Origin of the sequence: Streptomyces flavofungini (assembly GCF_030388665.1) — a bacterium.
In the GTDB taxonomy this organism is placed as follows: Bacteria; Actinomycetota; Actinomycetes; order Streptomycetales; family Streptomycetaceae; genus Streptomyces; species Streptomyces flavofungini_A.
Window position 1 is genome coordinate 5403217 of sequence record NZ_CP128846.1, and the last position, 24224, is coordinate 5427440.

Below are 24224 nucleotides of genomic sequence, written 5' to 3' on the forward strand. Positions count from 1 at the left end.
GCCTACGGCTCCCTGTGCGCCGCGGGGTTCGGGGGCCGGGCGGCGGGTGCGGGGGCGACCACGCTGGTCGGCCGGCACAGGGCGAGCGCGATGTCGTCGGTCGGCGCGCGGCCCGTGTGCGCGGCCACCATGGCGTACAGCGTGTCCAGCGCGTCGGAGGGGGAGAGCGCGGCCAGTGCGTCACCGACCCGTTCGAGGAGCGGGAAGTCGGCGCCGTTCGCATCGCGCGCCTCGCTCAGGCCGTCGGTGTAGAACAGGAGCCGGTCCCCACTCGTGAGATAGAAGCGGTACAGCTGCGGCTTCGGATGCAGGCCCAACGGGGGCGCCGGCTCCAGCGGTTCCAGCAACCTGATCTGCTTGCCCGCCCGTACGGGCGCGGGATGACCGCAGTTGACGATGCGGACCTCGCCAGGGGCGAACTCGGCGAGTACGGCGGTGACGAATTCCTCCGCCTCCAGTTCCGGGGCGAGCCTGGCGTCCAGGGCCGTCGCCAGGTCGGCGAGGCCGGGCGTGAGGTAGGCAAGGTCCTTGAAGGCCCCGATGGTCGCCGTGGTGGCCCGCAGGGCGTCCAGGTCGTGGCCGCGTACGTCGCCGATGAGCAGGCGCACCCCGTACGGGGTGTGGACGACGTCGTACAGATCCCCGCACACCGACGCCCCCTGCACGGCACAGCGGTGCCGGGCGCACACCTCGATGCCGCCGAGCTCCACCGACATCGGCCGCAGGATCGCGTTCTGGGACGCCTGCGCGACTGCGGTGGCCCGGGCCAGCGCGGCCGCGTCGGCCGTGTGCCGGGCGGCGTCGCGGACGGCCAGCGTGCCGCCGACCAGCAGGACGAGGAACTCGATGGCGAAACCCGGAGTCACCATGAGGCCGCTCGCGGCGCCCGCTCCGAGAGCGAGCAACAGCGACGAGGCCGCCACCGCCGCGGTGTGCCGTGCGTCCAGGCGGGTGCAGGCCAGCACGGGACCGATGACCAGTACAGCGACTCCCGGGTGCCGGCTGCCGAGACCGCTGAGGACGGCGAGCAGGCCACTCACCACCAGCGCGAGCACCGGACGGCCCCGGCTGCGCCAGCGCCGCGTGCTCGTCTTCCGCCACCACCGCTCGACTGCCCTGACGGCCATGTGCAGCTCCAGCCTCCCCTTGCGTCTCGTGAGTCCGCGGCAGAGGACGGCCACTCTGGTCCAACGCGCCGCCGGGCGGGTCCGGCCGACCGGAGCGGACCGAGAGGTGGTCGGGTGTGTTCGCCGTGGTGCGGTCATGTGAGCGCCTTGCTCGAAGAATCGGGCCTCTCGTGACGTGCGCGGCCCGGGGACGGAGCCGGGGAGAACGGACTTGGGAGAGGGCGCCGTGGCGCGGCGTGCCCGCTGCGCGGGGCCGCCTCCCCTGGCACCCGGGTACGGGCACGGGACGGCGGTGATCCGGGAACGCCGTCCCGGATCACCGCCGCCGTCCGCTGTGGCCGCCCTACCCCTGGAGCTTGGCCAGGGCGAAGTCGAGCCCGGTGCTGCTCGATGTCGCGCCGCCGGCGATGACGATGTCGTCGCTGCCCGTCAGCGCGATGCCCCGAGCGACATCGGCCCCGCCGGAGAAGTCGACGGTGGCGATGCCGTCCCCGCTGAAGCCGGTGTCCAGGCTGCCGTCGGAGTTGTAGCGGACGACGAGGGCGTCGCCGTCGACGGGGTCGACGGGAAACACGACGGACTCCCCGGCCAGTCCGGCGATCACGATCTTGCCGTTGCTGTCCACGGCGACATCGCGCGCCTCGTCGGCGAGCAAGGTGTGCACGTCGGTCGTGACCTTGCCGTCGCCGCTGAAGCCCGTGTCCAGGCTGCCGTCGGAGTTGTAGCGGGCCACGCCGGTCTTGATGGGGCCCGCGATGCCGAACGGCTCGGGGGCGTCGACCGCGCCCGCGATCACGTAGTCGCCGCCGGGCGCCTGGGCGAAGCCGAACGCGAGGTCGGAGAGTCCGTTGAAGTCGGTGGTCACGATGCCGTCGCCGCTGAAAGAGGTGTCGAGGCTGCCGTCGGAGTTGTACCGGACCAGCAGGAAGTCACTGTTGGCGCTGCCGGCCGCGATCATCTTCCCGGTGGACAGCTCCTCCAGCGCGAAGAGGTGGTCGCCGGTGCCGAAGTCCGTGATGACGACGCCGTCGCCGCCGCCGAAGCCGGTGTCCAGGGTTCCGTCGGAGTTGTAGCGGGCGATGAAGGAGTCCGCCCCGGCCGCCCCGGCCGCCAGGATCTTGCCGCCGCTCGTCAGGCTCAGGCCGCGGATGCCGTCGCCGAGCCCGCCGGTCAGGTCGGTGGTGACCTTGCCGTCGCCGCCGCCGAAGGAGGTGTCGAGGGTGCCGTCGGAGTTGTACTTCGCCAGCGCCAGGTCGGCGATCTGCTCCCCTCCGGTGAACCCGCCCACCAGGATCTTCCCGTTGCCGGCCTCGATGACCGACCGGGCCATCGACAGGGTGTCGCCGAAGCCGGTGGCGACCTTGCCGTCGCCGCTGAAGCTGGTGTCCAGTGCTCCGCTGGAGGTGTACTTGGCCACACCGAAAGTGCCGGGGCCCACGCCGGGGGTGCCGAAGCCCCGTCGCCCGGCGACGAACAGGGACCCGTTGGACGTACGCAGCAGGTCGTTGCCGACCTCCGGCTCCGACGGGGTGGCGCCGAAGTCGGTGGTGACCTTGCCGCTGGTGCCGAAACCGGTGTCCAGGTCACCGGGCGCGGCCGCCGCGCTGGGCGCGAGAACCAGCATCAGGCCCACGGCCAGTGCGGACACGGCTGCCACGTGGGCTCTCCACGTCGGGCGCTCTTCGAAGAGCGGGAAACGTCTGTTCATGAGTGGGACTCCTCACGGTTGCCGAGGCAATATGCCCCCGGTACGGCGGGCACCATTCCGCGCCCTTCACCCACGGACAACCGGCGCACCGGCGGCGCTCGGATGGGCGTCAGGGCGCGCTGGCCATTCGCCGGAGCGTGCCCATGGTGACGCTCCGTAGCGCGCGCCGTGCGCTCGTCAGCCCCACCGGTCATGGACGGGGGCGAACTGGTCGCCGCGTACCCCGAAGCGAACAGGGACGGCCAGGCGATGCCGTGTTTCTGTCCGCATGGCCGGTGCCTCCCCTGGACGGGTACCGGCGGAGCAGACTCAGCCGGGTTCGGTCAGGGAGGAAGCCAAGGGAGGGTCCCGTGTCACACGGCGTGCCGGAAGAGACGGAGATGAGCGAGTGGTCGGGAAACCTGCCGTCGGAGACTCCCAGTTTCGTCGGACGGAAGGACGAACTCGCCCGGCTCGACGCCATGCTGCGTCCGGATGACGGGCCGGCCGACGGCGGCGGGGGACGGAGGGACCGGAACGGCCGGAGCCGCCTTGTGACGCTCCTGGGACCCGGTGGGATCGGCAAGACACGCCTCGCGGTGGAGGCCGCGCGCCGGATGCGGTCCGCCTACCCGGACGGTGTGTGGCTGGTGGAGCTCTCCTGCCTGTACGACAGCGGTCTGACCGGCCCCAGCACGCTGGGGCTTGTGACGATGGAGGCGCTGCGGGTGGCCGACCAGACGACGCGTCCGGCAACGGAGGCGCTGGCCGCGTGGATCGCCGACAAGCAACTGCTGCTGGTACTGGACTCCTGCGAGCACCTGCTGGAGGACTGCGCGGCCTTCATCGACGAATTGCGGTCGGCTCCGCACGTGCACATCCTGGCCACCAGCCGCCGACGGCTCGGGCTGCCGGGGGAGCGGTGTCTGGAAGTCGAGCCGCTGCCGGTGGACGAGTCGGGCACCGCGGCTCGGGAGGACGCGGTGACCCTGTTCGCGGAGCGGGCGACCGCCGTGCGCTCCGGCTTCGTGCTCGACGAGGCCACCCGGCCGGTCGTGGTCTCCGTCTGCCGGTACCTGGACGGCATCCCGCTGGCCGTCGAACTGGCCGCGGCCCGGCTGTCCACCCTGTCGCTCACCGAGCTCGACGACCACCTCGGGACGCGGACGGACCACCGACTGGCCCTGCTGGCCTCGGACGACGGCACCGAGGACCCGTCGCGCCACCAGGCCCTGCGCACCACCATCGGCTGGAGCCACGAGCTGTGCGCTCCGCTGGAGCGGCTGCTGTGGGCCCGGCTCGCGGTGTTCACCGGCGGCTTCGACGCCGAGGCCGCCCAGGAAGTGTGTTCCGGGGGACCGCTGGCGGCCGGACAGGTGCCCGTCCTCCTTGACGAGCTCGCCGCCCAGTCCATCGTGCAGCGCGACCAGCGCACCGGCACCGCCCGCTTCCGGATGCTCGACACGGTGCGCGAGTACGGCGCGGACTGGCTGGGGGAGTTGGGAGAGGAGGACGCCGTACGGCTGCGCCACCGCGAGTACTACCGACGGCTGGCCCGCGACGGCTGCGCCGAGTGGAACACCGGCCGCCAGGTGCAGTGGAGCGCGCGCGTGCTGACCGACCACGCCAACCTGCGCGCCGCGGTGGACTGGTCCCTCGACCGGCCCGATCGGCGGGCCGCCCTGGAGATCGCGGGCACCGCGGGCTTCCTGTGGCGGCACTGCGGCCATGTGCGCGACGCGAACCACTGCCTCGACCGGGCGCTCGCCGCCGATCCGCCGCCAGGGCCCGATCTCCTCCGGGCCCTGTGGACACGTGGCGCCGGAGCGATCATGCAGGGCGACGTGGACACCGCCGCTGAATACGGGCGCCGGTTCACCGCCGTGGCACGGCAGCAGGCGGACCCGGCCGCCCTCTCCGTCACCGCCTACCTCACGGGCAGCCAGCTCGCCCTGCGCGGCCGGTCGGCCGAGGCGGTCGGCCTCATGTCCGTTGCCCCCCGCCTCCCCGTCCGGGACGACTGGCTCGGTTCGGCACAGATCCAGACGATCGGCGCCCTCGCGTACGCGCACCTGATGAGCGGCGATCACGAAGCGGCCCGCGCGGTGTCCGAAGAGGTCCGCGCCGAGTGCGCCCGGCGCGGCGAGCACTGGACGCGCTCGACCTCCGACGTGATCGTGGCGAAGCTGGACCTCGCCCACGGTGACACCGCCTCGGGGGCCCGCAACGCCACCCGGGCCGTCGCCGCACACCGGCTGCTGCACAACGTCAGCATCCTCGCGGCCACGGCCATCGAAACCCTGGCATCCGCCACCGTCGCCGCGGGCGAAGCCCACCGGGCGGCCGAACTGCTCGGCATCGCCCAGCGCCTGTGGGACCGCGCCGGCGGCCGCGCCCAACTGAACTCCCCGGACTTGATCGCCGCCCGCCAAGCCTGTGAACGCGCCATCCGCGACAGGACCGGCGACCCGGCCTACGAGCACAGCTACGAGGCGGGCCGCGCCATGTCGTACGAACAGGGAATGAGCTACGCGGCCGCGAGGACGGCGCCTTGACGCGTTGTGCCCCGGCAGGATTCGAACCTAGGACACCCGTTTTAGGAGCGGGACGGAATCCATGATCGGTGGTGCTTGATCCTGCCGCGTGGTGCTGTTCTGTCTGATCAGCGCCACGCGGCGGGATCGCCGATCCTGTCCGAGCTGGCCTGTGACGCGCAGTCCGCTCACGCATCGCCCACGCAGGCGGAGATGCTCAGCCGCCATCGTGCAGGTCAATCGTCAGTGCGGTCGGGATGGCGTCGAAGGCTTCTTCGACGCGGCGGGCGAGGGTCTTGGTGCCGCCGTGGCCGCGGCGTTTGTCGTAGCCGTCGGGTCCTCGGCCGGCGACCCAGTTGCGGGCGCCACAGCGCCAGGCGCTCAGCGCGAACTCGCCGAGCAGGCGCAGCCGTACGTCCTCGCGGCTGTCGACGTCGAGGCGTGCTTCGAGGATCTCCACCAGGCGGTGCTGGACCTTCATGGAGGACACGAGGCTGTGGTCGTGCAGGACGGGGGTGCCGGCGGCGAGGCGGCGGGTGCGCAGGAAGCGCTGGTCCCAGCCGTCGGGCATGGACAGGATGGCTGCGGTCAGTGAGGTGCGCAGTGCGTCGAGTGCCGGGCCGGGTGCGGTGTGGGCTTCGAAGTGGGCGGTGTAGGCACCCCAGAGTTCGCTCTCGGCGGCCATGGCGACGTCCTCTTTGGTGCCGTAGTAGCGGAAGAAGGTGCTGCGGCCGATCTCGGCGTGGGCGGTGAGTTCGTCGAGAGTGACGCGGTCGAAGCCGCGCTCGCTGAAAAGCGTCAGCGCGGCGTCAGCGAGCGCGCGGCGGGTGCGCTGCTTCTTGCGCTCGCGCAGCGGCAGGGCGCTGTCGTCGTCCGGGTCTTGGGTGTTGGTGGCCACCAAGCCAGCCTATCGAAGCGGCACTTGGGCCTGTATGGAACTGGAGTCATTTCGGCACTCATGACACTCTGGGACTGAGTCTCACTTTATCGGAATGGGTAGGCCGGGGCTTCGTCCTGCCCGCTTGGCTGACGTGTGGGGAGAACCGACGTGATCCGCCGTACTGAAACTCCGCCCGAGATCACCCGTGCCGATGCGCGCACAGTGGTGATCACCGTCCGGTACGTCGACGATTCGGCCCGCCAGCAGTCCCTGGCCCAGGCGGCGACAGCCCGCCGTGAGCAAGAGTCGTGGCCGGATGGGCTGTTGACCTGGTCGCTGTTCGCCTGTACCGACGGTCAGGCGCGATGGCGTACGAGCAGTGGACCGATGACGAGGCCCTCGATGCGGCCGTGGCCTCGTCGGCGCCGTACGTGACAGGGATACCGGGCACCGAGCTGTCCACACCGGTTCGCTACCGGGTGCACCGCTCCCATGTGAGCGTGATCGGGCAGGGCGAGGTGGGATGCGTGGTCACGCCGGTGTTCGACGTGGACGGGCCGGAGCGGCAGCGGCACTTCATCGACGAGGTGTTCGCGATGACCAAGCACGTACCGCCGATGCCCGGCGCGATCGCCGCGCACTTCCACACCAGCACCGATGGCACTCGGGTCCTCAACTACGCGGAGTGGAGCGACGAGCAGGCCCACATCAACCTGGTCAGCGCGGACGACCCGCGAGGCATCCGGCGCCGCATCACCGGCGAGATCCCGGGCGTGCGGCCGTGCGGATACCGCCGCTGGCGCCTGCATGCCGCCTTCACCGTGGCAGGGAGCGGCGATGTCCGCTGACGCCATGAGTCCCGTCGGCGCCCAGGGAGCGGGGCGGGGTGCGCTGACGGTGCTGCTGCTGGCCTCCACACTGGGGGTGATGGGCGGCGCCACCATCGCCCCGGTCATCGAGGTGATCCGCCAGGCCCTCGATGTGGGCGGCACCGAGGCCGGCCTTGTACTCACCTCCCACAGCCTGGCCATCGCCCTGGTCAGTCCGCTGGTGGGCCGGGCCACCGACCGCTTCGGCGTCCGCCTCCCACTCGCCGCAGGGCTGGTGGTGTACGGCCTCGGCGGTGGCGCGGGCCTGGTCATCGACTCCTACCCGGTACTGTTCGCCTCCCGCCTGGTCCTGGGGGTGGGCACTGCGGCGGTGTTCACCTGCTCCACCGCGGCCCTCCTTGCCCTGTACCGGGGCGGGATGCGCGACAAGGTGATGGGCTGGCGTACCGCCGCCACCACGGCCGGCGGTTTCGTCTATCCCCTGGCGGCGGGCGCGCTGGGCAACCACTCCTGGCACGCCCCGTTCGCCATCTACCTCATCGGGCTTCCGCTGGGCATCGCCACCCTCCTCGCGCTGCCCAAGACGGCCCCGACGAGTGAGAGCACCTCGAAGGTGAAGGGGGAGCGGGGCGGGGCGGTTCGGCTGCTGCGCGAGCATCCGTTGGTCCTGGGGCTGTGCGGGTTGTGGGTGGCCAGCACCGGGTTGATGATGGTGCTGGCGGTCTCCCTGCCGCGGCGCCTGGACCAGCTCGGCATCCACGACACGCTGGTGGTCGCCCTGTATGGCATCGTGCTGTCCTCCGGCGCCGCGAGCCTGATCGGCTTGACCTACGCCAAGCTCACTGCCCGCTTCGGTTATGCGGTGTTGATGCGGTGCGCGGTCGGTGCGTGGACGGCAGGGCTGGTGTTGTTCGCCGTGGCCGGACACTGGGGTCCATTGCTGCTGGTGCCGGTGCTGACCGGAATCGGCAGCGGCATCATGATGCCCACCCTGACCGTCCTGGTCGACCGGGCAGCCCCTGCCGAACAGCGAGGCACCGCGACCTCGTTGCAGGCCACAGCGCTGTTCGGCGGGCAGTTCGCCTCGCCTCTGGTGTTCGGCCCGCTGGTCGACGCCACCTCGATCGCCACCGGCGCCCTGGCCGCCGCGATCAGCACCGCAGGCATCCTGGCGGCTCTGTTCCGCCTGCGCGAACCCGCCCCGCTGAGCGACAACGGGGTGGCGAGTAAGGGTGATCCGTACGAAATTCCAGTCGACGAACAGCCTTGACCGGGCCTGGCGGGAGCAACGCTCCGTGTGCGCGGGCGGAGTCCCGGGCTGCGCCTACTGCTCCGGCGCCTGGGCTGCCCCTGGCCGGTGCGGGGCCGGCAGCGCGAAGGCGAGCGCGGCAACGGCTGTGCACACGGCCGCGATGGCCAGGAACACCGTGCGGTAGGAGGCGGTCGCATCGGTGGCGGTGGCGGCGAGGGTGACCAGGGCGGCCAGGCCGACGGCGCCGCCGATCTGGCGGGCGGCGTTCATCAGCCCCGAGGCCGCACCGGCATCCTGTGCGGCGATGCCGGAGGTGACGGTGGTGGTGATCGGGGTGATCAGCAGGCCCATCCCGGCCGACATCACGATCGCGGGCCCCAACAGGCCCTCCATGTAGCTGCTGTTGGCGCCGATCCGGCTCTGCCACACGAACCCCGCCGCGGCGAGCAGCGCGGCCAGCATGATCAGAGTGCGGGGGCCGGTCCGGCGCATGACGGCCGGGGCGAGGCGGGCTCCGGCGATGCCGACCAGGGTGTGCGGCAGGAAGGCGACGCCGGTGGCCAAGGCCCCGTAGTGCATCACGTCTTGCATGTAGAGGGAGAGGAAGTACCACATGGGGATGAAGCAGGCTCCGGCCAGCAGCATCACCGCGTTGCCCGCCCAGATGGGCCGCATCCGCACCAGGCGCGGTGGCACCAGCGGCGCCGCCGCGTACCGCACTTCGGTCACCGCCAAGGCGGCCAGCGCCAGGACGCCAACGGCAAGGCCGGTCAGGGTGGTTGGCCCGCTCCAGCCGTGATCCTGGGCCTGCGTGACGCCGTGGACGAGGGCGGTGACACCGAGGGTGGCGAGCATCGCACCCGGCAGGTCCAGCTTCCCGGCCTGCGTACGGGTGTGGTCGGTGGGCAGCAGACGCAGGGCCGCGAGCACGGAGACGACGCCGATGGGCACGTTGATCAGCAGGATCCACCGCCAGGACAGCGACTGGGTGAGGACCCCGCCGATCAGGTTGCCCGCCGCTCCGCCCGCCGAGCTGACCGCGGTCCAGATCGCCAACGCCTTTGTACGGGATGGTCCTTCGGTGAAGGTGGTGGTCAGGATCGTCAGCGTGGCCGGGGCCAGGACTGCGGCTCCCAGGCCCTGTACGACCCGCATCCCGACCAGCAGTCCGGGCGTGGAGGCGAGCCCGCCCACCAGGCTGGAGGCGGCGAACAGAGCCAGCCCCCACAGGAAGACCCGTCGCCGCCCGTAGACGTCGGCCAGGCGGCCTCCGAGCAGCAGGAATCCGGCGAAGACGAGCGCATAGCCGCCCACCACCCACTGCAGGCCGGCGGCGCTGAAGCCCAGCGCGGACTGGATCGAGGGCAGCGCGACGTTCACCACGGACACGTCGAGCACCACCATGAACTGCGCCGCACAGGCCAGCCACAACACCGCCGCCCGCCCCGCGCCTTCGACCGCCGGTTCCGTGTCCGCGTGGCTGGTGGTGTCGTGCGCTTCGCGAAACCCCATGACCCTCACCCGTCGTCGCCCGCCGATTTTTCATCGTACAGCGGTACTATGAAAACGCATGGGCCGCAGAAGGGAAGAGGTTCGGGGTGCCGAAGAGGGTGGATCACGCCCAACGGCGGGCGCACGTCATCGATGCCCTGGTGCGGGTGGCGGCGGCCGAGGGCCTGCACGCGGTGAGGCTACGAGCGGTCGCCGCCGAGGCGGGCATGTCACTCAACCTGGTGCAGTACTACTTCGAGACGAAGGCGCAGTTGCTGCACGCCGCCCTGGAGCGCTTGGAGCAGCAGAGCCACGCGCGGTGGTCGGCCCGCCTGGACGGTCTGCCGCACCCGGTGACCGCGCCCGCCTTCATCGAGGCGTTCCTGGCCGAGGCGCTGCCCACCGACGAGGCCAGCCGGGCCTTCCACCTGGTGTGGACCTCGTACGCGGTCCTGGCGATGACCGACCCGGAACTGGCTGCGCAGCCCTTCGTGGAAGGACCCGACCGCCTGGAACGACAGCTCACCGACGTGCTGGAACAGGCCCAGCGGGACGGCGCCCTGGACCCGCTGCGGGATGCGGCAGCCGAGGCCGCCCATCTGCTGTCCCTCGGTCACGGTCTGGGCACCAGTGTCCTGGTCGGCCAGCGCAGTGCGGACGCGGCCATGGAGATCCTGCGCGCCCACCTCGGCCGACTGTTCGCGCCCTTGCCTGCGGTCGAAGGTGTCAGAGGGCGGGGACGCGGGTGAGTCGTTCGCGCAGGGTGGCGGCGAACTCCTCGGCTCGCGCCAGCTGCGTACGGAGCTTTTCCACCTGTCCGGCCGCGTCCTGCTCAAATCCGCGCACGCGCTCCAACAGGGCTTGGCGCTCGTCCGCCGTGAGCTCCTCGCTGGAGTCGAGGCGGTCAGTCGCGGCCAGCAGCTCCCGCATCTGATCCAGGGTGAAGCCGAGCGGTTTCATCCGGCGGATGACCATCAGGCGGGCGACGTCGGCCTCGGTGTAGAGGCGGAAGCCGCCTTGGGAGCGGGCGGAGGGGGTGACCAGGCCGGTCTCCTCGTAGTGCCGGATGGTGCGCAGCGACAGTTCGGTCCGTGCGGCGACCTCGCCGATCTGCATGTGCTCGCTGCTCACGCGGGCGCCCTTCCTCTTGTGTCGCCAAGGCCACAGGCGGCCGACGTCGATCTCTACCGTAACGTTAGGGTAGAGTAAGCGATCGTCGAGGTCGGCTCCGTGCCGTCCCCGCTCCCATGGTGCGGGATCGTTCCCGTGACCGTCAGCCGTGTCGGGGCCGACGATGCCCCCGGCGAAGACCGATGCCTGCAGGAGAGAGCGTGCGCATGTCCACGATGCCCAGCGCCGCCGCCTGCCCGCCGTGAACCTTCGCCCCTGAAGCAGTGCCCGGAGCCTCTGCTCGCGCCTGCTTTCTGAACTTCGGCCCGCCGTACGTGGGCTCCGCGGATGGCCGCCTCGGCCTTCCCGCGCCTTCCCGCACGCCCACGCCACGGCCGGGTGTGCCCGAGCACGACAGGTATCTGCTCTTGTCTACGTCCGCACTGTCCCCGGCCGCGCGGCTGCGTGGCCGCAAGCCCGACTGGCTGAACGACCCGAAGGTCTGGCGCACCGAGGTCCTGGCCGGCCTCGTGGTCGCCCTCGCCCTGATCCCCGAGGCGATCTCCTTCTCGATCATCGCCGACGTCGATCCGGCGATCGGCCTGTTCGCGTCCTTCACCATGGCCGTGGTGATCTCGATCGTCGGCGGACGCCGGGCGATGATCTCCGCCGCGACCGGCGCGGTGGCCTTGGTCATCGCGCCGCTCAACCGCGAACACGGCCTGGGCTACCTGATCGCCGCGGTCATCCTGGCCGGCGTCTTCCAGGTCGTCCTGGGCGCGCTCGGGGTGGCCAAGCTGATGCGGTTCGTGCCCCGATCGGTGATGGTCGGTTTCGTCAACGCGCTGGCCATCCTGATCTTCATGGCGCAGGTCCCCGAGATGCATGACGTGCCCTGGCCCGTCTACCCGCTGATCATCGGCGGCCTCGCGCTCATGGTGTTCTTCCCGAAGGTCACCAAGGTGATCCCGGCGCCGCTGGTCTCCATCGTCATCCTCACGGTGATCACGGTCGCCGCCGGGATCGCGGTGCCGACCGTCGGAGACAAGGGCGAGCTGCCCTCGTCCCTGCCGGTGCCGGGGCTGCCGGACGTGCCGTTCACGATGGACACCCTGACCACCATCGCCCCCTACGCGCTCGCGATGGCGCTGGTCGGCCTGATGGAATCCCTGATGACGGCCAAGCTCGTCGACGAGATCACCGACACCCACTCCAGCAAGACTCGTGAGTCCATCGGCCAGGGCATCGCCAACATCGTCACCGGCTTCTTCGGCGGCATGGGCGGCTGCGCCATGATCGGCCAGACGATGATCAACGTACGGGTGTCCGGCGCCCGCACCCGCCTGTCCACGTTCCTGGCGGGCTCGTTCCTGATGGTGCTGTGCGTCGTCTTCGGGCCGGTCGTCTCCGACATCCCGATGGCCGCCCTGGTCGCCGTGATGGTGATGGTGTCCTTCGCGACCTTCGACTGGCACTCCATCGCGCCCAAGACCCTCAAGCGGATGCCCACCGGCGAGATCGCCGTCATGGTCATCACTGTGGCCTGCGTGGTCGCCACCCACAACCTCGCCATCGGCGTCGTCGTCGGATCCCTCACGGCCATGGTCATCTTCGCCAAGCGCGTCGCCCACCTCGCCAACGTCACCGCGGTCACCGACCCCGACGGCGACAGCGTCGTCTACTCCGTGACCGGCGAGCTGTTCTTCGCCTCCTCCAACGACCTCGTCGGCCAGTTCAACTACGCCACCGACCCCGACAAGGTCGTCATCGACCTCACCGCCGCCCACATCTGGGACGCCTCCTCGGTCGCCGCTCTCGACGCGATCGAGACGAAGTACGCCCAGCGCGGCAAGACGGTCGAGATTATCGGCCTCAACAAGCCGAGCGCCCAGATCCACGAGAAGCTCAGCGGCGAACTCACCGGGAGTCATTAGCTCGCATCGGTACGATTGATGGCCGCAAGAAGCCGTGGGCTTCTTGCGGCCATCGTTCTGCGCAGACCAACAGTGTCCCTCCCCTCGTAGCGTGGAGTCCGTGATTGCAGGGGAAGTTGGGGTTCATGGGGCTCAAGCAACGGACGTACACGCCTGAGTTTCGTGAGGGTGCTGTACGCATCGTGATCGAGACGGGCAGGCCGATCCCGGAGGTCGCCGAGGAACTCGGCGTGCACTCCGGCACGCTGCACAGCTGGGTGTCGCGGTGGCGCCGCAACGGCTCCGCGTCGTCCGACCGGCCGGCATCACCATGGACGTGTACACGCACGTTGTGCACGACACCCAGCGGGAAGCGATCAGCCACATGGATAGGCTGCTCAAGCGCCGTCGACCGGCCGCCTGAGGGGGACTGCCGTCAAAAGGCCCCGGACCATGATCGGTCCGGGGCCTTTTGCCTGGTGCCCCCGGCAGGATTCGAACCTGCGACACCCGCTTTAGGAGAGCGGTGCTCTATCCCCTGAGCTACGAAGGCAGACCAGGACAGCGTAGCGGATCGAGGTGTGGGGCCGGATGGTGGTGGGGGCGGTGCCCGGCAGGGGGCCGAGGTGTCCTGTGGACGGCCCCGTGCCCGCTCGCGGGTGCTACCCCGCGTCGCCTTCGAGGAGCGCGATCAGCGAGGTGAGCGTGGGCAGGGATGCCGACGCGGTCCGGTAGACCATCACGATGTGGCGCTCCGGGGGCGGGGTGAGGGGGAGGACGTCCACCCGAGAGGGGCGCAGGCGGAGCATCAGGTCCGTGACCGTGGCGACGCCGACCCCCGCCTCCACGAGGGCCAGCGTCGCCGCCGTGTCCGTCACCTCGTGGTGGACCCGGGGTTCGAAGCCCGCCCGGCGGCAGGCCGTGCGGATCGCCCTGCCGTAGTACGTGGACGGGGACGGCAGGATCCAGGGGAGCGGCTCGGCCTCGGTGAGGGGCAGGGGCGCGGGCGGGCGGTCGGCGTACGTCCCCGGCGGCAGCGCCAGCGCGAAGCGTTCCGTGCGCAGGTGGCGTACGCGCAGGCCGGGGTCGCGGGGGATCGGCACGTCCGGGTAGTCCAGGCCGAGCGCCAGGTCCGCCGTCCCCGACGCCACCGCGTCGTACACGTCGTCCACCTCCATGTCCCTGCTGCGCACCTCCAGGCCGGGATGCGCCTCGCGGGCCCGGCGCAGTGCCTCGGGCAGGATGTCCGCCGCCGCCGTCGCGAACAGCGCCACCCGCAGGACCCCGGTGATCTCGGTGCGGGTTCGCTCCACGGCCGCCATCGCCTCCGCCTCCGCGGCGAGGATCCGCTCCGCGTGCTCGGCTAGCGTGCGGCCCGCCTCGGTCAGCTCCACCCTGCGGCCCGCCCGGCGCAGCAGCTCCCGGCCCGTGGCCCGCTCCAGTGCCGCGATCTGCTGGGACACGCCGCCCGGCGTGTACCCGAGCGCCGCGGCCACCGCCGTGATCGTTCCTCTTCTGGACAGTTCCATGAGGGAGCGCAGCTGGGCGCTGGTCCAGTTCACGGGGCGGGGGAGGGCGCGGGGCCGCGGCACGGTGCGGGGGCGCGGTCGGGGGTCGGCATCGTGCGCCTCCGTCTTCTCGTACTTCTCGCTCTGCTCGTACTGCTCGTACTTCTCGTTCCTGGGCGCGTTCGTCCAGCGGTGTTCCTTCGTATAGCGGTGTTCCTTCGTATAGCGATGCTCAACGGTCACGCGCAGGATCTGTTCATGGACGTCAATGGTCGCGCTGCTGCACGATGACCGGTAGATCGCGTCGAGCTCCTGTTGACTGCCCCTTGCCCCTGCCGAGTGGGAGGGATCGCACCGTGACCGCTACGTCCGGCACCCCCTCGACCGTCATCGTCGGCGGCGGCGTCATGGGCGTCTCCATCGCCTTCCACCTCGCCGAGGCCGGGGTCGAGGACATCGTCGTCGTCGAGCGCGGCACGCTCGGGTGCGGCAGTTCGGGCAAGCCGATCGGGGGCGTACGGGCGCAGTTCTCCGACCCGGTCAACATCGAGCTCGGGCTGCGGAGCCTGCGGGCGTACGCGGACTTCGGGCGCAGGCCCGGCGGCGACATCCGGTTGGAGCAGGTCGGGTATCTGTTCCTGCTGAGCGAGGAAGCCGATCTCGCGGCCTTCGAGGAGAGCGTCGCCACGCAGAACGCCCTGGGGGTGCCGAGCCGCGTCATCAGCCCCTCGCGCGCTCGCGCGCTGTGTCCGTACGTACGTGAGGACGGCCTCGTCGGCGCCGTCCACTCGCCGGACGACGGCCACGCGCGGCCCGGCCTCGTCATCCAGGGCTACGCCCGCGCCGCCGCCCGCGCCGGAGTCCGGTTCCGCACCGGCACCACGGTCACCGGCGTGGACCTCGACGACGGCGGCGGGCGCGTCACCGCCGTCCGCACCGACCGCGGCGTCATCCCCTGTTCCACCCTGGTGTGCGCCGCCGGCGCCTGGTCCGCCGGGGTCGGCGAGGCGGCCGGGGTGCGGCTGCCCGTGCGGCCCGTGCGGCGCCAGATCGCTCTCACCCGGCCCCTGGACCCGCCCGCCCCGCGCATCCCCTTCACCATCGACTTCTCCTCCACCGCCTACTTCCACAACAGCGACGACGGGCTGCTGATCGGGCTGGCCGACCCCGCCCAGGAGGAGGGCTTCGACACCACCTGGACCGAGGAGTGGGTCGAGCTGTTCCGGGACGCGGCGCGGCGGCGCGCCCCCGCCCTCGCGGACCTGGAGATCGCCGAAGGATGGGCCGGGCTCTACGAGGTCACACCCGACCGCAACGCCCTGATCGGACGGGACGCACGCGTCTCCAACTTCCTTTACGCCACCGGGTTTTCCGGTCATGGGTTCCTTCAGGCCCCGGCTGTGGGAGAGGTTGTACGGGATCTCCACCTCGGGCGGCCGCCGTGCGTCGACGTCACCCCGCTCGGCGCCGACCGCTTCCAGGACGGCGACGGCGACGCGGCCGGCGGCGGGCGCCCCGAGGCCCACATCGTGTGACGAGCAGGATCTGGCCGACAGGGAGGCACGTTGATGGATCATCAGGCCGCGCGCGAGGTGTCCGGCGCCGACCCCGAGGGGGCCGCATGGCTCACTCCGTGGCAGCTCCGCGCCGCCTTCGCCGCCCGCCTCTCCACCATGTACGGGCGCGAGGTCCCCGCGTACACCACCCTCGTCGACGTCTCGCGCGAGGTGAACGAGGGCGTGCTGCGCGAGCGCGGCGCGGACGCCGAGCGGCTCGGGGCGATCGGGCGGGTGACCGCCGAGCGGCACGGGGCCATCCGGGTCGGGACGCCCGCCGAGCTGGCGCAGGTCGGCCGGGTCTTCGGCGCGCTCGGGATGCGGCCCGTCGGGTTCTACGACCTGCGCGAGGCCGCCGCCAGCGCCGTGCCCGTCGTGTCCACCGCCTTCCGGCCGGTCGACGGCGACGAGCTGGCCCGCAACCCCTTCCGCGTCTTCACCTCGCTGCTCACGCCGGCCGACCCCCGCTTCTTCGACGCCGACCTGCGGGCCGGGCTCGAACGGTTCCTGGGGGAGCGGGAGCTGTTCCCCGCCGAGCTGCTCGCCCTCGCCGACCGGGCCGAGGCGGAGCAGGGGCTGCCGGGCGGCGACGCCGAGCGGTTCCTGCAACTCGCCGTAGGAGCCTTCGAGTTGTCGCCCGAGCCGGTCGACCGGGCGTGGTACGAGACGCTGGAGCGGGTCTCCGCCGTCGCCGCCGACATCGGGGGCGTGCGCAGCACGCACATCAACCATCTGACCCCGCGCGTACTCGACATCGACGAGCTGTACCGGCGCATGACCGACCGGGGCGTCCGCATGATCGACGCCATCCAGGGGCCGCCGAAGTGGGACGGACCGGACGTGCTGCTTCGCCAGACCTCCTTCCGGGCCCTCGACGAGCCGCGCGCCATGCGGGAGCCGGACGGCAGCGTGGTGGCGGGGGCGCTGCGGGTGCGGTTCGGGGAGGTGGAGGCGCGGGGGATCGCGCTGAGCCGACGGGGACGTGCGCTGTACGACGAGTTGCTGGCGCGGCTCGACGCGGAGGGGGCGGACGGAGCGGCCGGGGCGTCCGGGACGGCCGGGGCGTCCGGAGCGTCCGGAGCGGCCGACCGCGCTCCCGCTGCCCCGACCACCCGCGCGGACCGCTCCCGCGCCCTCTGGCCCGACCACTTCCCCCGCACCGAGCACGGCCTCGCCGAACGCGGCCTCGCCCACTTCACGTACCACGTCGTCGCCGACCGGCCCCGCGACGGCCGCACGCCGCCGACGGACCTGCCCGGGCTCCTGAGCGAGGGCTGGGTGCGCGCCGACCCCATCGTGTACGAGGACTTCCTGCCCCGGTCCGCCGCCGGGATCTTCCAGTCCAACCTGGACGGCTCCGGCACCCGCAAGGACGGCGAGGCGGGTGCCGCGTACGACAGCGACTGGCTGTCCGGCGCCGTCGGTCGCGAGGTGCTGGATCCGTTCGCCCTGTACGAGGGGCAGCAGGCGGAGTCCCTCGGGCGGGTCGCGGAGGAACTGCGGCTCGAACGGGTAGAGGTGACGCCGACTGTCTGACCGACCGCCCTGACCCGGACAGGTTCTGTCCTGGTCCCGAGCCCGGGTGCTGTCGACATTCCGCCACCCGGGCCGCTCGCCCCCGGCCCGCTCACGGCCCGCCGATCCGAAGGAGACCCATGCCCCGCACCCTCCCCACCACCGACGACCTCCGTACCCGGGCCCGCGCCGCCCTCGACCGCGTCGGCGTCACGCTCGACGAAGGCGCGGGCGGCGGCGGAACCGAGCGCGAGGTCTGCCACGCGCGTACGCCGCTGACCGGCGAGCGCCTGTTCCCCGTGCGCGCCGCCACCCCGGCCGATGTCGAGGAGGCCGTCGCCGACGCGCACCGGGCCTTCCTCGACTGGCGCTCCACCCCGGCCCCGCGCCGGGGCGAACTGGTTCGCAGACTCGGCGAGTTGCTGCGCGAGCACCAGGAGGACCTGGCCGACCTCGTCACCGTCGAAGCGGGCAAGATCCGCTCCGAGGCGCTCGGTGAGGTCCAGGAGATGATCGACATCTGCGACTTCGCGGTGGGCCTGTCCCGGCAGCTGTACGGACGGACCATCGCCTCCGAGCGGCCCGGGCACCGGCTCACCGAGACCTGGCACCCGCTGGGCGTCGTCGGCGTCGTCTCCGCGTTCAACTTCCCCTGCGCGGTGTGGTCGTGGAACACGGCCGTGGCCCTGGCCTGCGGCGACACCGTCGTCTGGAAGCCGTCCGAGCTGACCCCGCTGATCTCCCTCGCCTGCGCGCGGCTCCTCGAACGGGCCGCCGAGGACGTCGGCGCCCCCGACGGCGTGCACCGGCTCGTCATCGGCGACCGGGCCGTCGGCGAACAACTCGTCGACGACTCCCGGGTCGCGCTCGTCAGCGCCACCGGGTCCACCCGCATGGGGCGCGAGGTGGGGCCCCGCGTCGCCGCCCGGTTCGGCCGGACGCTGCTCGAACTCGGCGGCAACAACGCCGCCGTCGTCGCGCCCTCCGCCGACCTGGACCTCGCCGTGCAGGGCATCGTGTTCGCGGCGGCGGGCACGGCCGGACAGCGGTGCACCACGCTGCGCCGCCTCATCGTGCACCGCGACATCGCCGACACCCTCGTGGCCCGGCTCACCGCCGCCTACGCCAAGCTGCCCGTCGGCGACCCCTTCGACGAGGCCACCCTCGTCGGGCCGCTGATCTCCACGGCCGCGCTCGACCGCATGCAGGAGGCCGTGGCCCGCGCCCAGGCCGAGGGCGGCAAGGTGCTCGCGGGCGGCGGCCGGAGGTTCGCGGACCTCGCGCCCGACGCCGCGTACGTCGAGCCGGTGATCGTCCGCGTCGGCGCGCAGACCGGGATCGTCCGCGAGGAGACCTTCGCGCCCATCCTGTACGTCATGACGTACGAGACGCTGGAGGAGGCGATCGCCCTGCACAACGACGTGCCGCAGGGCCTGTCCTCCAGCATCTTCACCCGCGACCAGGCCGAGGCCGAGCTGTTCCTGTCCGCCGAGGGGTCCGACTGCGGCATCGCCAACGTCAACATCGGCACGAGCGGGGCGGAGATCGGCGGGGCGTTCGGCGGCGAGAAGGAGACCGGCGGCGGGCGGGAGTCCGGGTCCGACGCGTGGCGGGCGTACATGCGGTCCGCGACGAACACCGTCAACTACTCGGGGCGGCTCGCGCTCGCGCAGAACGTCAGCTTCCTGTGACGGTGGGGCGGTTGAGGCGGCTGTGACCGTGGGGCGTACGGGCCGTGTGGGGCCGCCGCGACCCCCGGTACGCGAATCGCCCTGAACGGCCCCTTATGTGGTGTACCGTCGCCCGGACACGGCCCCTGTCCGGGCGCGGCCCGTCAGGTCCCTGGAGTACGTGACCCCGGGCCGGCCGTCGAGCTCGATCTCGCCCGCCGGGACGAATCCGCAGCGGGCGAGGACCGCCTGGGAGCCGGGGTTGTCGTGGGTCGTCGACGCGTGCAGGGACGTCAGGCCGTACTCCGTGGCCGCGAGCCCGCACACCTTCTCCACCGCGGACGTGGCGAGGCCCTGCCGGGCGGCCTTCTCGGCGATGCGGTAGCCGAGCTCGGCCGTGCCGTCCGCCACGTCGATGAGGTTGACCCGCCCGAAGATCTCGCCGTCCCCGCCCACGAGGACGTGGAAGTGGCAGGTCCCGGCCTCCTGCTCGGCCAGGAGTGCCGCGTGACGCGCGTCGAATTCGGCGAAGTAGGCGTCACCGCGGTCCGGTACCGACGCGGCGAAGTACGCGCGGTTCTCCTTTTCGAAGGCGAGCAGGGCCGGGGCGTGGTCGGGGCGCAGGCGCTGGAGTTCGGGCATGGGAGAACGGTACGGCGGGTCGGGGTCCGAACGGCAGGGCGATCGGCCTGAGTTGTTGAGTCTCTTGCGGTGATGGGGGTTGTGAGGCGCTTCGTCCCCCGTGGGGTGCTCGCCGTGGGGTGCTCGCCGTGGGGTGCTCGCCGTGGGGTGCTCGCCGTGGGGTGGGCCGATGCCGCGGCCCCGATGCCCGTACCGGGTCGCTTGCCGGGCCGTCGGCCGGCCTGGCAGCCAGGGTCGCACGCGGCGTTCTGGGACCGCGTGCGACCCTCCCGCCGCCCGTGCCCACCCCCGCACGGCTGCCCGTGGGGGGCGCAGTCGGGCGGGGCGGTCAGGTGTGGGACGGGCTGTCCGAGCGCCGGCCGACGCGCTCAGGGGCATCGGCCGACGCGGTTCGGGGGGACTGGAAGGGTTGGAGAGTTGGAGAGTTGTGGCGGCTGGAGAGCTGGAGCGGCTGGAGGGACTGGGGCGGCTGGAGGGCTGGGAGAGGCGAGAGGTCAGGGAGGGCGATGACGCTTTCACGCCCCCTCGCAGACACTGAACGTACTGGATCACGCACATAGCGTCACCAGGCGTGCGGAGGCTCAAGATCCGCAGCGGATTGCGCCGTGAGCGCCGTGGGTGTGCTACGGTGCGGAAAGTACCTGTGCACGCCCCCTCTGGGCGCCGGTGCTTCTCTCCCCCGTTTCGGGTGTCGCGGTCCGTCTCATCGACTCCCCGCCCGCACGGGTTTCGTTTCCCGCCCACGCGGGGCTCGTTCCACTTCGCTTCACCTTCACTTCACGGCTCGCTCGTGGTCCGCGTTCCTGCGGCCGCGCTCCCGCCGATCCGCCCGTCGTGCCAGGCGTGAACTCCCCGCCGCGCGGGCCCCCTTCATTCGCATGTCCGCGAAAGGACCCACACTCATGACCAGCCAGATCCTCCACAGCGGTGTCCTGGACATCGCGTCCACCCACACCCACCGCGACGACCGCTCCGGCCGCAACGCCCCCAACGGACACCTGCGCGGCGCCCCTTGCCTCCCCGGCCCGGCGGACGTGCTCGTCCCTGCCGCCCTCATCCGCCGACTCGGCCTGCGCGCAGGCGACTTCGTCGAGGGCACCTGCGGCGAGAAGCCGCGCGTGCTCACCGAGGTCGCCCGCGTGAACGGCCGCGCACCCCAAGTGCCCGGCGCCCGACGCAAGTTCGCCGACCTCACCCCGCTGCACCCGCGCGAGCGACTGCGCCTGGAAACCACCGGCAACCCGCACAGCTCCGTCGCGACCCGCGTCGTCGACCTCGTCGCACCCGTCGGCAAGGGCCAGCGCGGCCTGATCGTCGCGCCGCCGCGCACCGGCAAGACCGTGCTGCTCCAGCAGCTCGCCGCCGCCGTCGCCGAGAACCACCCCGAGTGCCACCTCATGGTCGTCCTCCTCGACGAACGGCCCGAGGAGGTCACCGACATGCGGCGCTCCGTACGCGGCGAAGTCCTCGCCTCCACCTTCGACCGCCCGCCCAGGGCCCACATCGCCCTCGCCGAACTCGCCGTCGAACGCGCCAAGCGGCTCGTCGAGGAGGGCCGCGACGTCGTGATGCTCTTCGACTCCCTGACCCGCCTGTGCCGCGCCTACAACAACTCCGCCGCGTCCGGCGGCCGCACCCTCAGCGGCGGCGTCGACGCGGCCTCCGTCCAGGGCCCCAAGCGCCTCTTCGGCGCCGCCCGACTGGCCGAGGAGGGCGGCTCCCTGACCATCCTCGCCACCGTCCTCGTCGAAACCGGCTCCCGCGCCGACGACTACTACTTCGAAGAACTCAAGTCGACCGGCAACATGGAACTCCGCCTCAACCGCGCCCTCGCCGACCGCCGCGTCTTCCCGGCCGTCGACGTCACGCCTTCCGGCACGCGGCGCGAGGAACTCCTCGTCCCGGCATCCGAGTTGGCGGCCGTGCGAGGTCTGCGCCGCGCACTGGTGCGCCGAGAGGGCCAGGACGGCGTGGAGGCCCTGCTCAGCCACCTGCGCAAGACACCCAGCAACGCGGTGTTCCTACGCCAGGTCCGCGAGACGGTGCCGTCGGCGGCCGTGGCCGCATGAGGCCCGGGGCGCCCCAGGTGCGGAGTGCGGCGCGGTCACAGCTTCGAGAACCTGGCCCGCCAGGACCAGCCCATGTCGAGCACGGTGTCCCGCAGGTGGTTCTTCAGGTCCGCGGTGTCGGTCCTTGGCAGCCTCTCGAATCGACGCTTGCCGTCCGGTCCGCGATTGAGCTCCCAGGCGGCGGAAACGTACCGGTACTGGCCTTTGCCCCAGGTGTAGATGTCGCCTGTCGAATTGCCCAACTGCCAATAGCAGTCGAGCGCGCGGACCTGGTGCTCGTCCGGCATCAGACGCATTCGCGTCTGGAGGACCGACTGGTCGTTGACCCGGTAGAAGTACGTGCGCCAGGCGGGGTCCGTGCAATGCCAGTCCGCAACCAGGTCGGCCCCCTCCTTCGGCTCACCGTCGCGCACGGTCCAGGGGGCGTCGGGCCCGTTGAGGTCGAGCAGCGCCTCGATGACCTCCTCCGGTGTGCAGGGCGGTGCGGTGTCGTCAGGTGGATGCGTGACGCGTTCGAAGCGGCTGAAGATACCCATGGGAGCAACCTAGTTGGGCCGCACCGTGGCCACGATGTCCCGGAAGTCCTCCAGGACGTCGTCGTGCTGGGCCGTGGTGGCGGTCAGGATCAGCCGGACCACCGTGCGGCGGCCCGGGGCGCGGACATCGAGGAGGGACAGATACACCTGGGACTGCGTGAGCTCGCGGCGCACGCCGTTCACGACGGTGGTGAGGGCCAGTGTCTGCGTGAGGCCGGGGGCCGCGGCGGAGCCGATCTCGTGGCGGCTCATGACGTCCAGCGACTCGGCGACCACGCTCAGGTCTGCCACTGACTCGTCCCCGAGCTCGGCCAGGGTTGCGGTGTCCGGCCGGTACGCGCTGTCGACGGTCACGTTGGCGGTGAAGCCGTCGTCCGGATGCGCGTGGACCGCGACGAAGGCGGCGTCCGGGACACCCACCAGCTCCGGGGGCGCCGCCTGCCAGCTCTCCGGGAGCCGCAGTTCAAGGGGCACGGTTATGGGGTGGTTGGACATGGAGTTCTCACTTCCCTGGCGTGGGGGGGGGCGTGGGTGCGGGCCGCCGCAGCGGAACGGGCTCAGGGCCGCAGGCTGCGTAGCCCGTCCGTGACTCCACCCGCGATGTCCTTGACCTTCTCGGCTCCGTCTCCGAGCACTCCGGCCGCGTCCTTGGCGGTGTCCACTACCTTGCCCGGCTCCACCGTGAACTCCAGTCCGACGGCGCCGGGCCCGAGGCCGGCCTTGCCGCCGAACTTGTACTTTCCGTCCTCGTCTCTGAAGAGCAGCTTGCCCTCCACACCGGCACCCTTCCAGCCCTCGGCTGTGACGCCCACGCCGATGCCGCCGAGGTCGCCGCCCCCGGCGACCCCGTCCTTCGCCCCGGCGAACAGCTTTCCCCCGATCGCGAACCCGTCCAGGCCCGCCTTCGCTTCGCCCGAAGCCTCGGCCCCCGCGAACCCGGTCCCCCGGCCGTAGACGCCGAAGTTCCCAGCCTCCGCCCGCCCTTCGGCCATGCCCCGTACCCCCGCGGATGCTTCGCCGTTGAGGCTGACTCCGGTACCGCTGATGTCGAGACCCCCCGTGACCCTGGCCCCGCCATAGACGTCCGCGATGCCGGAGAACGTCCGGTGGCCGTCGGTCAGCTTCCCGTCCGCGGTCACGTGGAACCCGTCGGCCGCCAGCTTGAGCATGCCCTGCCTGCCGTAGCCCGGCCCGCTGAGGGCGTAGTCGGTGCCGGGCCCGGTGAGGACGACACCACCCTCGGCCTGCCACGAAGTACCGTCCGACGAGGCGCCGCCCGAGGGGGCGACGCAGGGTTTGTCCAGGTTCCCGTCGGCGTAGGGGTTGAAGCCGATGGCGCCGCCGCGCTTCGCGGGGTCGCCGCCCGCCGCGCGCGTCAGGGCGCGGCGCACGCTCTGGTCGGCGTCGTCCACGGCCCGTACCGCGTCGGCGATCCGCTCGGTCCACTCCTGCGCCGCGCTGCGGGCCTTGGCCATCATGGCGGCGTAGTCGGGATCGTTGTCGGTGCTGCCGTCCGGCGAGGGTTTGTCGAGGCCGACATAGGTGGCTCTGCCCGAGCTGTCGACCTTGAAGTCCTTCGCCTCGGCGTCGCCGACCAGGTCCCGCAGGGACTTCTGCATTCCGGTCAGCTTGTTGTGCGCCTGCTTGAGGAGGCCGGCGAGGGCCAGTGCCTCCTGCCTCGCCGCCGCATACTCGAACCCGGTCGCCGTGGCCGTCTTCTGGTGCGCGCGGAAGGCCTCCCCCTCCCACTTGCCGTTGGCCAGCGCGCGTGGGACCAACTTCTCGTAGTCGTCCTTGAGTTCACCGAATCGGTCGCCCATCTTCCGCCAGGCGTCGGACACGTCCGACAGCGGCGAGAGATCGGCGGTCATCACGTCCTGATACGTCAGTGCCACGGTCCGATC

At 71.7% G+C, this 24224-nt stretch carries 19 protein-coding genes, 1 tRNA gene and 2 pseudogenes; 11 read left to right on the forward strand and 11 right to left on the reverse strand.

Annotated elements, in window-relative coordinates:
• Nucleotides 1-2: 2 nt before the first annotated feature.
• Together QUY26_RS22915 and QUY26_RS22920 are read right to left on the reverse strand one after the other, a co-directional pair.
• Nucleotides 3-1127, reverse strand: a complete 1125-nt coding sequence (locus QUY26_RS22915) for a PP2C family protein-serine/threonine phosphatase (protein ID WP_289949641.1) — start codon at nucleotides 1125-1127, stop codon at nucleotides 3-5.
• A 343-nt stretch (nucleotides 1128-1470) separates the two neighbouring features.
• Nucleotides 1471-2835 (reverse strand): hypothetical protein, encoded by a 1365-nt coding sequence (locus QUY26_RS22920; protein WP_289949644.1) that lies wholly within the window; start codon nucleotides 2833-2835, stop codon nucleotides 1471-1473.
• Nucleotides 2836-3185: 350 nt separating this feature from the next.
• Here QUY26_RS22920 and QUY26_RS22925 point away from each other — a divergent pair, with 350 nt between their 5' ends.
• Entirely contained in the window at nucleotides 3186-5369 is a 2184-nt protein-coding gene (locus QUY26_RS22925) for an ATP-binding protein (protein WP_289949648.1), read from the forward strand.
• A 196-nt stretch (nucleotides 5370-5565) separates the two neighbouring features.
• Here the strand turns inward: QUY26_RS22925 and QUY26_RS22930 are convergent, their stop codons facing one another.
• Nucleotides 5566-6246, reverse strand: a complete 681-nt coding sequence (locus QUY26_RS22930; protein ID WP_289949649.1) for a TetR family transcriptional regulator — start codon at nucleotides 6244-6246, stop codon at nucleotides 5566-5568.
• Between the two features lie 347 nt (nucleotides 6247-6593).
• Between QUY26_RS22930 and QUY26_RS22935 the strand changes: the two genes are divergently transcribed.
• Nucleotides 6594-7076 (forward strand): antibiotic biosynthesis monooxygenase, encoded by a 483-nt coding sequence (locus QUY26_RS22935; RefSeq protein WP_289949651.1) that lies wholly within the window; start codon nucleotides 6594-6596, stop codon nucleotides 7074-7076.
• Complete coding sequence (locus QUY26_RS22940) at nucleotides 7066-8328, forward strand: MFS transporter (protein WP_289949653.1); 1263 nt, start codon at nucleotides 7066-7068, stop codon at nucleotides 8326-8328. The genes QUY26_RS22935 and QUY26_RS22940 overlap by 11 nt, the downstream gene beginning before the upstream one ends.
• Before the next feature lie 54 nt (nucleotides 8329-8382).
• Here the strand turns inward: QUY26_RS22940 and QUY26_RS22945 are convergent, their stop codons facing one another.
• Nucleotides 8383-9822, reverse strand: a complete 1440-nt coding sequence (locus QUY26_RS22945; RefSeq protein ID WP_289949656.1) for an MFS transporter — start codon at nucleotides 9820-9822, stop codon at nucleotides 8383-8385.
• A gap of 98 nt (nucleotides 9823-9920) precedes the next feature.
• Between QUY26_RS22945 and QUY26_RS22950 the strand changes: the two genes are divergently transcribed.
• The gene (locus tag QUY26_RS22950; RefSeq protein WP_354670704.1) at nucleotides 9921-10550 is read left to right on the forward strand and encodes a TetR/AcrR family transcriptional regulator; all 630 of its coding nucleotides are present in this window, start codon (nucleotides 9921-9923) and stop codon (nucleotides 10548-10550) included.
• On the opposite strand, the gene QUY26_RS22955 is transcribed toward QUY26_RS22950, so the two are convergent.
• A complete protein-coding gene (locus QUY26_RS22955; protein ID WP_289949661.1) occupies nucleotides 10528-10932 on the reverse strand; it encodes a MerR family transcriptional regulator in 405 nt (134 codons plus the stop codon). The genes QUY26_RS22950 and QUY26_RS22955 overlap by 23 nt on opposite strands.
• 407 nt (nucleotides 10933-11339) lie before the next feature.
• Here QUY26_RS22955 and QUY26_RS22960 point away from each other — a divergent pair, with 407 nt between their 5' ends.
• The 3 genes and pseudogenes from QUY26_RS22960 to QUY26_RS41195 all read left to right on the forward strand — a co-directional run.
• A complete protein-coding gene (locus QUY26_RS22960; protein ID WP_289949663.1) occupies nucleotides 11340-12845 on the forward strand; it encodes a SulP family inorganic anion transporter in 1506 nt (501 codons plus the stop codon).
• 125 nt (nucleotides 12846-12970) lie between these two features.
• Nucleotides 12971-13129 (forward strand): annotated as a pseudogene (locus QUY26_RS22965) (transposase); the annotation flags it as partial.
• A 20-nt stretch (nucleotides 13130-13149) separates the two neighbouring features.
• A pseudogene (locus QUY26_RS41195) lies at nucleotides 13150-13248 on the forward strand (tyrosine-type recombinase/integrase); the annotation flags it as partial.
• 53 nt (nucleotides 13249-13301) lie between these two features.
• Here QUY26_RS41195 and QUY26_RS22970 read toward each other — a convergent pair.
• Together QUY26_RS22970 and QUY26_RS22975 are read right to left on the reverse strand one after the other, a co-directional pair.
• Nucleotides 13302-13377 (reverse strand) — tRNA-Arg (locus QUY26_RS22970).
• A 109-nt stretch (nucleotides 13378-13486) separates the two neighbouring features.
• Nucleotides 13487-14575: a LysR family transcriptional regulator gene (locus QUY26_RS22975; protein WP_289949665.1), complete on the reverse strand. Its 1089-nt coding sequence runs from the start codon at nucleotides 14573-14575 to the stop codon at nucleotides 13487-13489.
• A 113-nt stretch (nucleotides 14576-14688) separates the two neighbouring features.
• Here QUY26_RS22975 and QUY26_RS22980 point away from each other — a divergent pair, with 113 nt between their 5' ends.
• From QUY26_RS22980 to amaB, 3 genes are all read left to right on the forward strand, one after another.
• Nucleotides 14689-15867, forward strand: coding sequence for an NAD(P)/FAD-dependent oxidoreductase (locus QUY26_RS22980; protein ID WP_289949667.1), 1179 nt, complete (start codon nucleotides 14689-14691; stop codon nucleotides 15865-15867).
• A gap of 33 nt (nucleotides 15868-15900) precedes the next feature.
• The gene (hglS, locus tag QUY26_RS22985) at nucleotides 15901-17424 is read left to right on the forward strand and encodes a 2-oxoadipate dioxygenase/decarboxylase (protein ID WP_289949669.1); all 1524 of its coding nucleotides are present in this window, start codon (nucleotides 15901-15903) and stop codon (nucleotides 17422-17424) included.
• Between the two features lie 119 nt (nucleotides 17425-17543).
• On the forward strand, nucleotides 17544-19094 hold the full coding sequence (amaB, locus tag QUY26_RS22990) for an L-piperidine-6-carboxylate dehydrogenase (RefSeq protein WP_289949671.1): 1551 nt from the start codon (nucleotides 17544-17546) through the stop codon (nucleotides 19092-19094).
• Between the two features lie 93 nt (nucleotides 19095-19187).
• On the opposite strand, the gene QUY26_RS22995 is transcribed toward amaB, so the two are convergent.
• Nucleotides 19188-19715 (reverse strand): GNAT family N-acetyltransferase, encoded by a 528-nt coding sequence (locus QUY26_RS22995; protein ID WP_289949673.1) that lies wholly within the window; start codon nucleotides 19713-19715, stop codon nucleotides 19188-19190.
• A gap of 878 nt (nucleotides 19716-20593) precedes the next feature.
• On the opposite strand from QUY26_RS22995, the gene rho reads away from it, so the two are divergent.
• On the forward strand, nucleotides 20594-21784 hold the full coding sequence (gene rho, locus QUY26_RS23000; RefSeq protein WP_436840382.1) for a transcription termination factor Rho: 1191 nt from the start codon (nucleotides 20594-20596) through the stop codon (nucleotides 21782-21784).
• Between the two features lie 35 nt (nucleotides 21785-21819).
• Here the strand turns inward: rho and QUY26_RS23005 are convergent, their stop codons facing one another.
• The 3 genes from QUY26_RS23005 to QUY26_RS23015 form a co-directional block, all read right to left on the reverse strand.
• A complete protein-coding gene (locus tag QUY26_RS23005; RefSeq protein ID WP_289949677.1) occupies nucleotides 21820-22320 on the reverse strand; it encodes a hypothetical protein in 501 nt (166 codons plus the stop codon).
• Nucleotides 22321-22329: 9 nt separating this feature from the next.
• Nucleotides 22330-22815, reverse strand: a complete 486-nt coding sequence (locus tag QUY26_RS23010) for a hypothetical protein (protein WP_289949679.1) — start codon at nucleotides 22813-22815, stop codon at nucleotides 22330-22332.
• Nucleotides 22816-22877: 62 nt separating this feature from the next.
• The gene (locus tag QUY26_RS23015) at nucleotides 22878-24215 is read right to left on the reverse strand and encodes a hypothetical protein (protein ID WP_289949681.1); all 1338 of its coding nucleotides are present in this window, start codon (nucleotides 24213-24215) and stop codon (nucleotides 22878-22880) included.
• Between the last annotated feature and the right edge of the window lie 9 nt (nucleotides 24216-24224).

Coding starts and splice junctions, on each gene's coding strand:
- amaB (WP_289949671.1), top strand. CDS start 17,544: ATGCCCCGCACCCTCCCCACCACCGACGACCTCCGTACCCGGGCCCGC.
- QUY26_RS23010 (WP_289949679.1), bottom strand. CDS start 22,815: ATGTCCAACCACCCCATAACCGTGCCCCTTGAACTGCGGCTCCCGGAG.
- hglS (WP_289949669.1), top strand. CDS start 15,901: ATGGATCATCAGGCCGCGCGCGAGGTGTCCGGCGCCGACCCCGAGGGG.
- QUY26_RS22945 (WP_289949656.1), bottom strand. CDS start 9,822: ATGGGGTTTCGCGAAGCGCACGACACCACCAGCCACGCGGACACGGAA.
- QUY26_RS22935 (WP_289949651.1), top strand. CDS start 6,594: ATGGCGTACGAGCAGTGGACCGATGACGAGGCCCTCGATGCGGCCGTG.
- QUY26_RS22940 (WP_289949653.1), top strand. CDS start 7,066: ATGTCCGCTGACGCCATGAGTCCCGTCGGCGCCCAGGGAGCGGGGCGG.
- QUY26_RS22915 (WP_289949641.1), bottom strand. CDS start 1,127: ATGGCCGTCAGGGCAGTCGAGCGGTGGTGGCGGAAGACGAGCACGCGG.
- rho (WP_436840382.1), top strand. CDS start 20,594: ATGTCCGCGAAAGGACCCACACTCATGACCAGCCAGATCCTCCACAGC.
- QUY26_RS22995 (WP_289949673.1), bottom strand. CDS start 19,715: ATGCCCGAACTCCAGCGCCTGCGCCCCGACCACGCCCCGGCCCTGCTC.
- QUY26_RS22920 (WP_289949644.1), bottom strand. CDS start 2,835: ATGAACAGACGTTTCCCGCTCTTCGAAGAGCGCCCGACGTGGAGAGCC.
- QUY26_RS23005 (WP_289949677.1), bottom strand. CDS start 22,320: ATGGGTATCTTCAGCCGCTTCGAACGCGTCACGCATCCACCTGACGAC.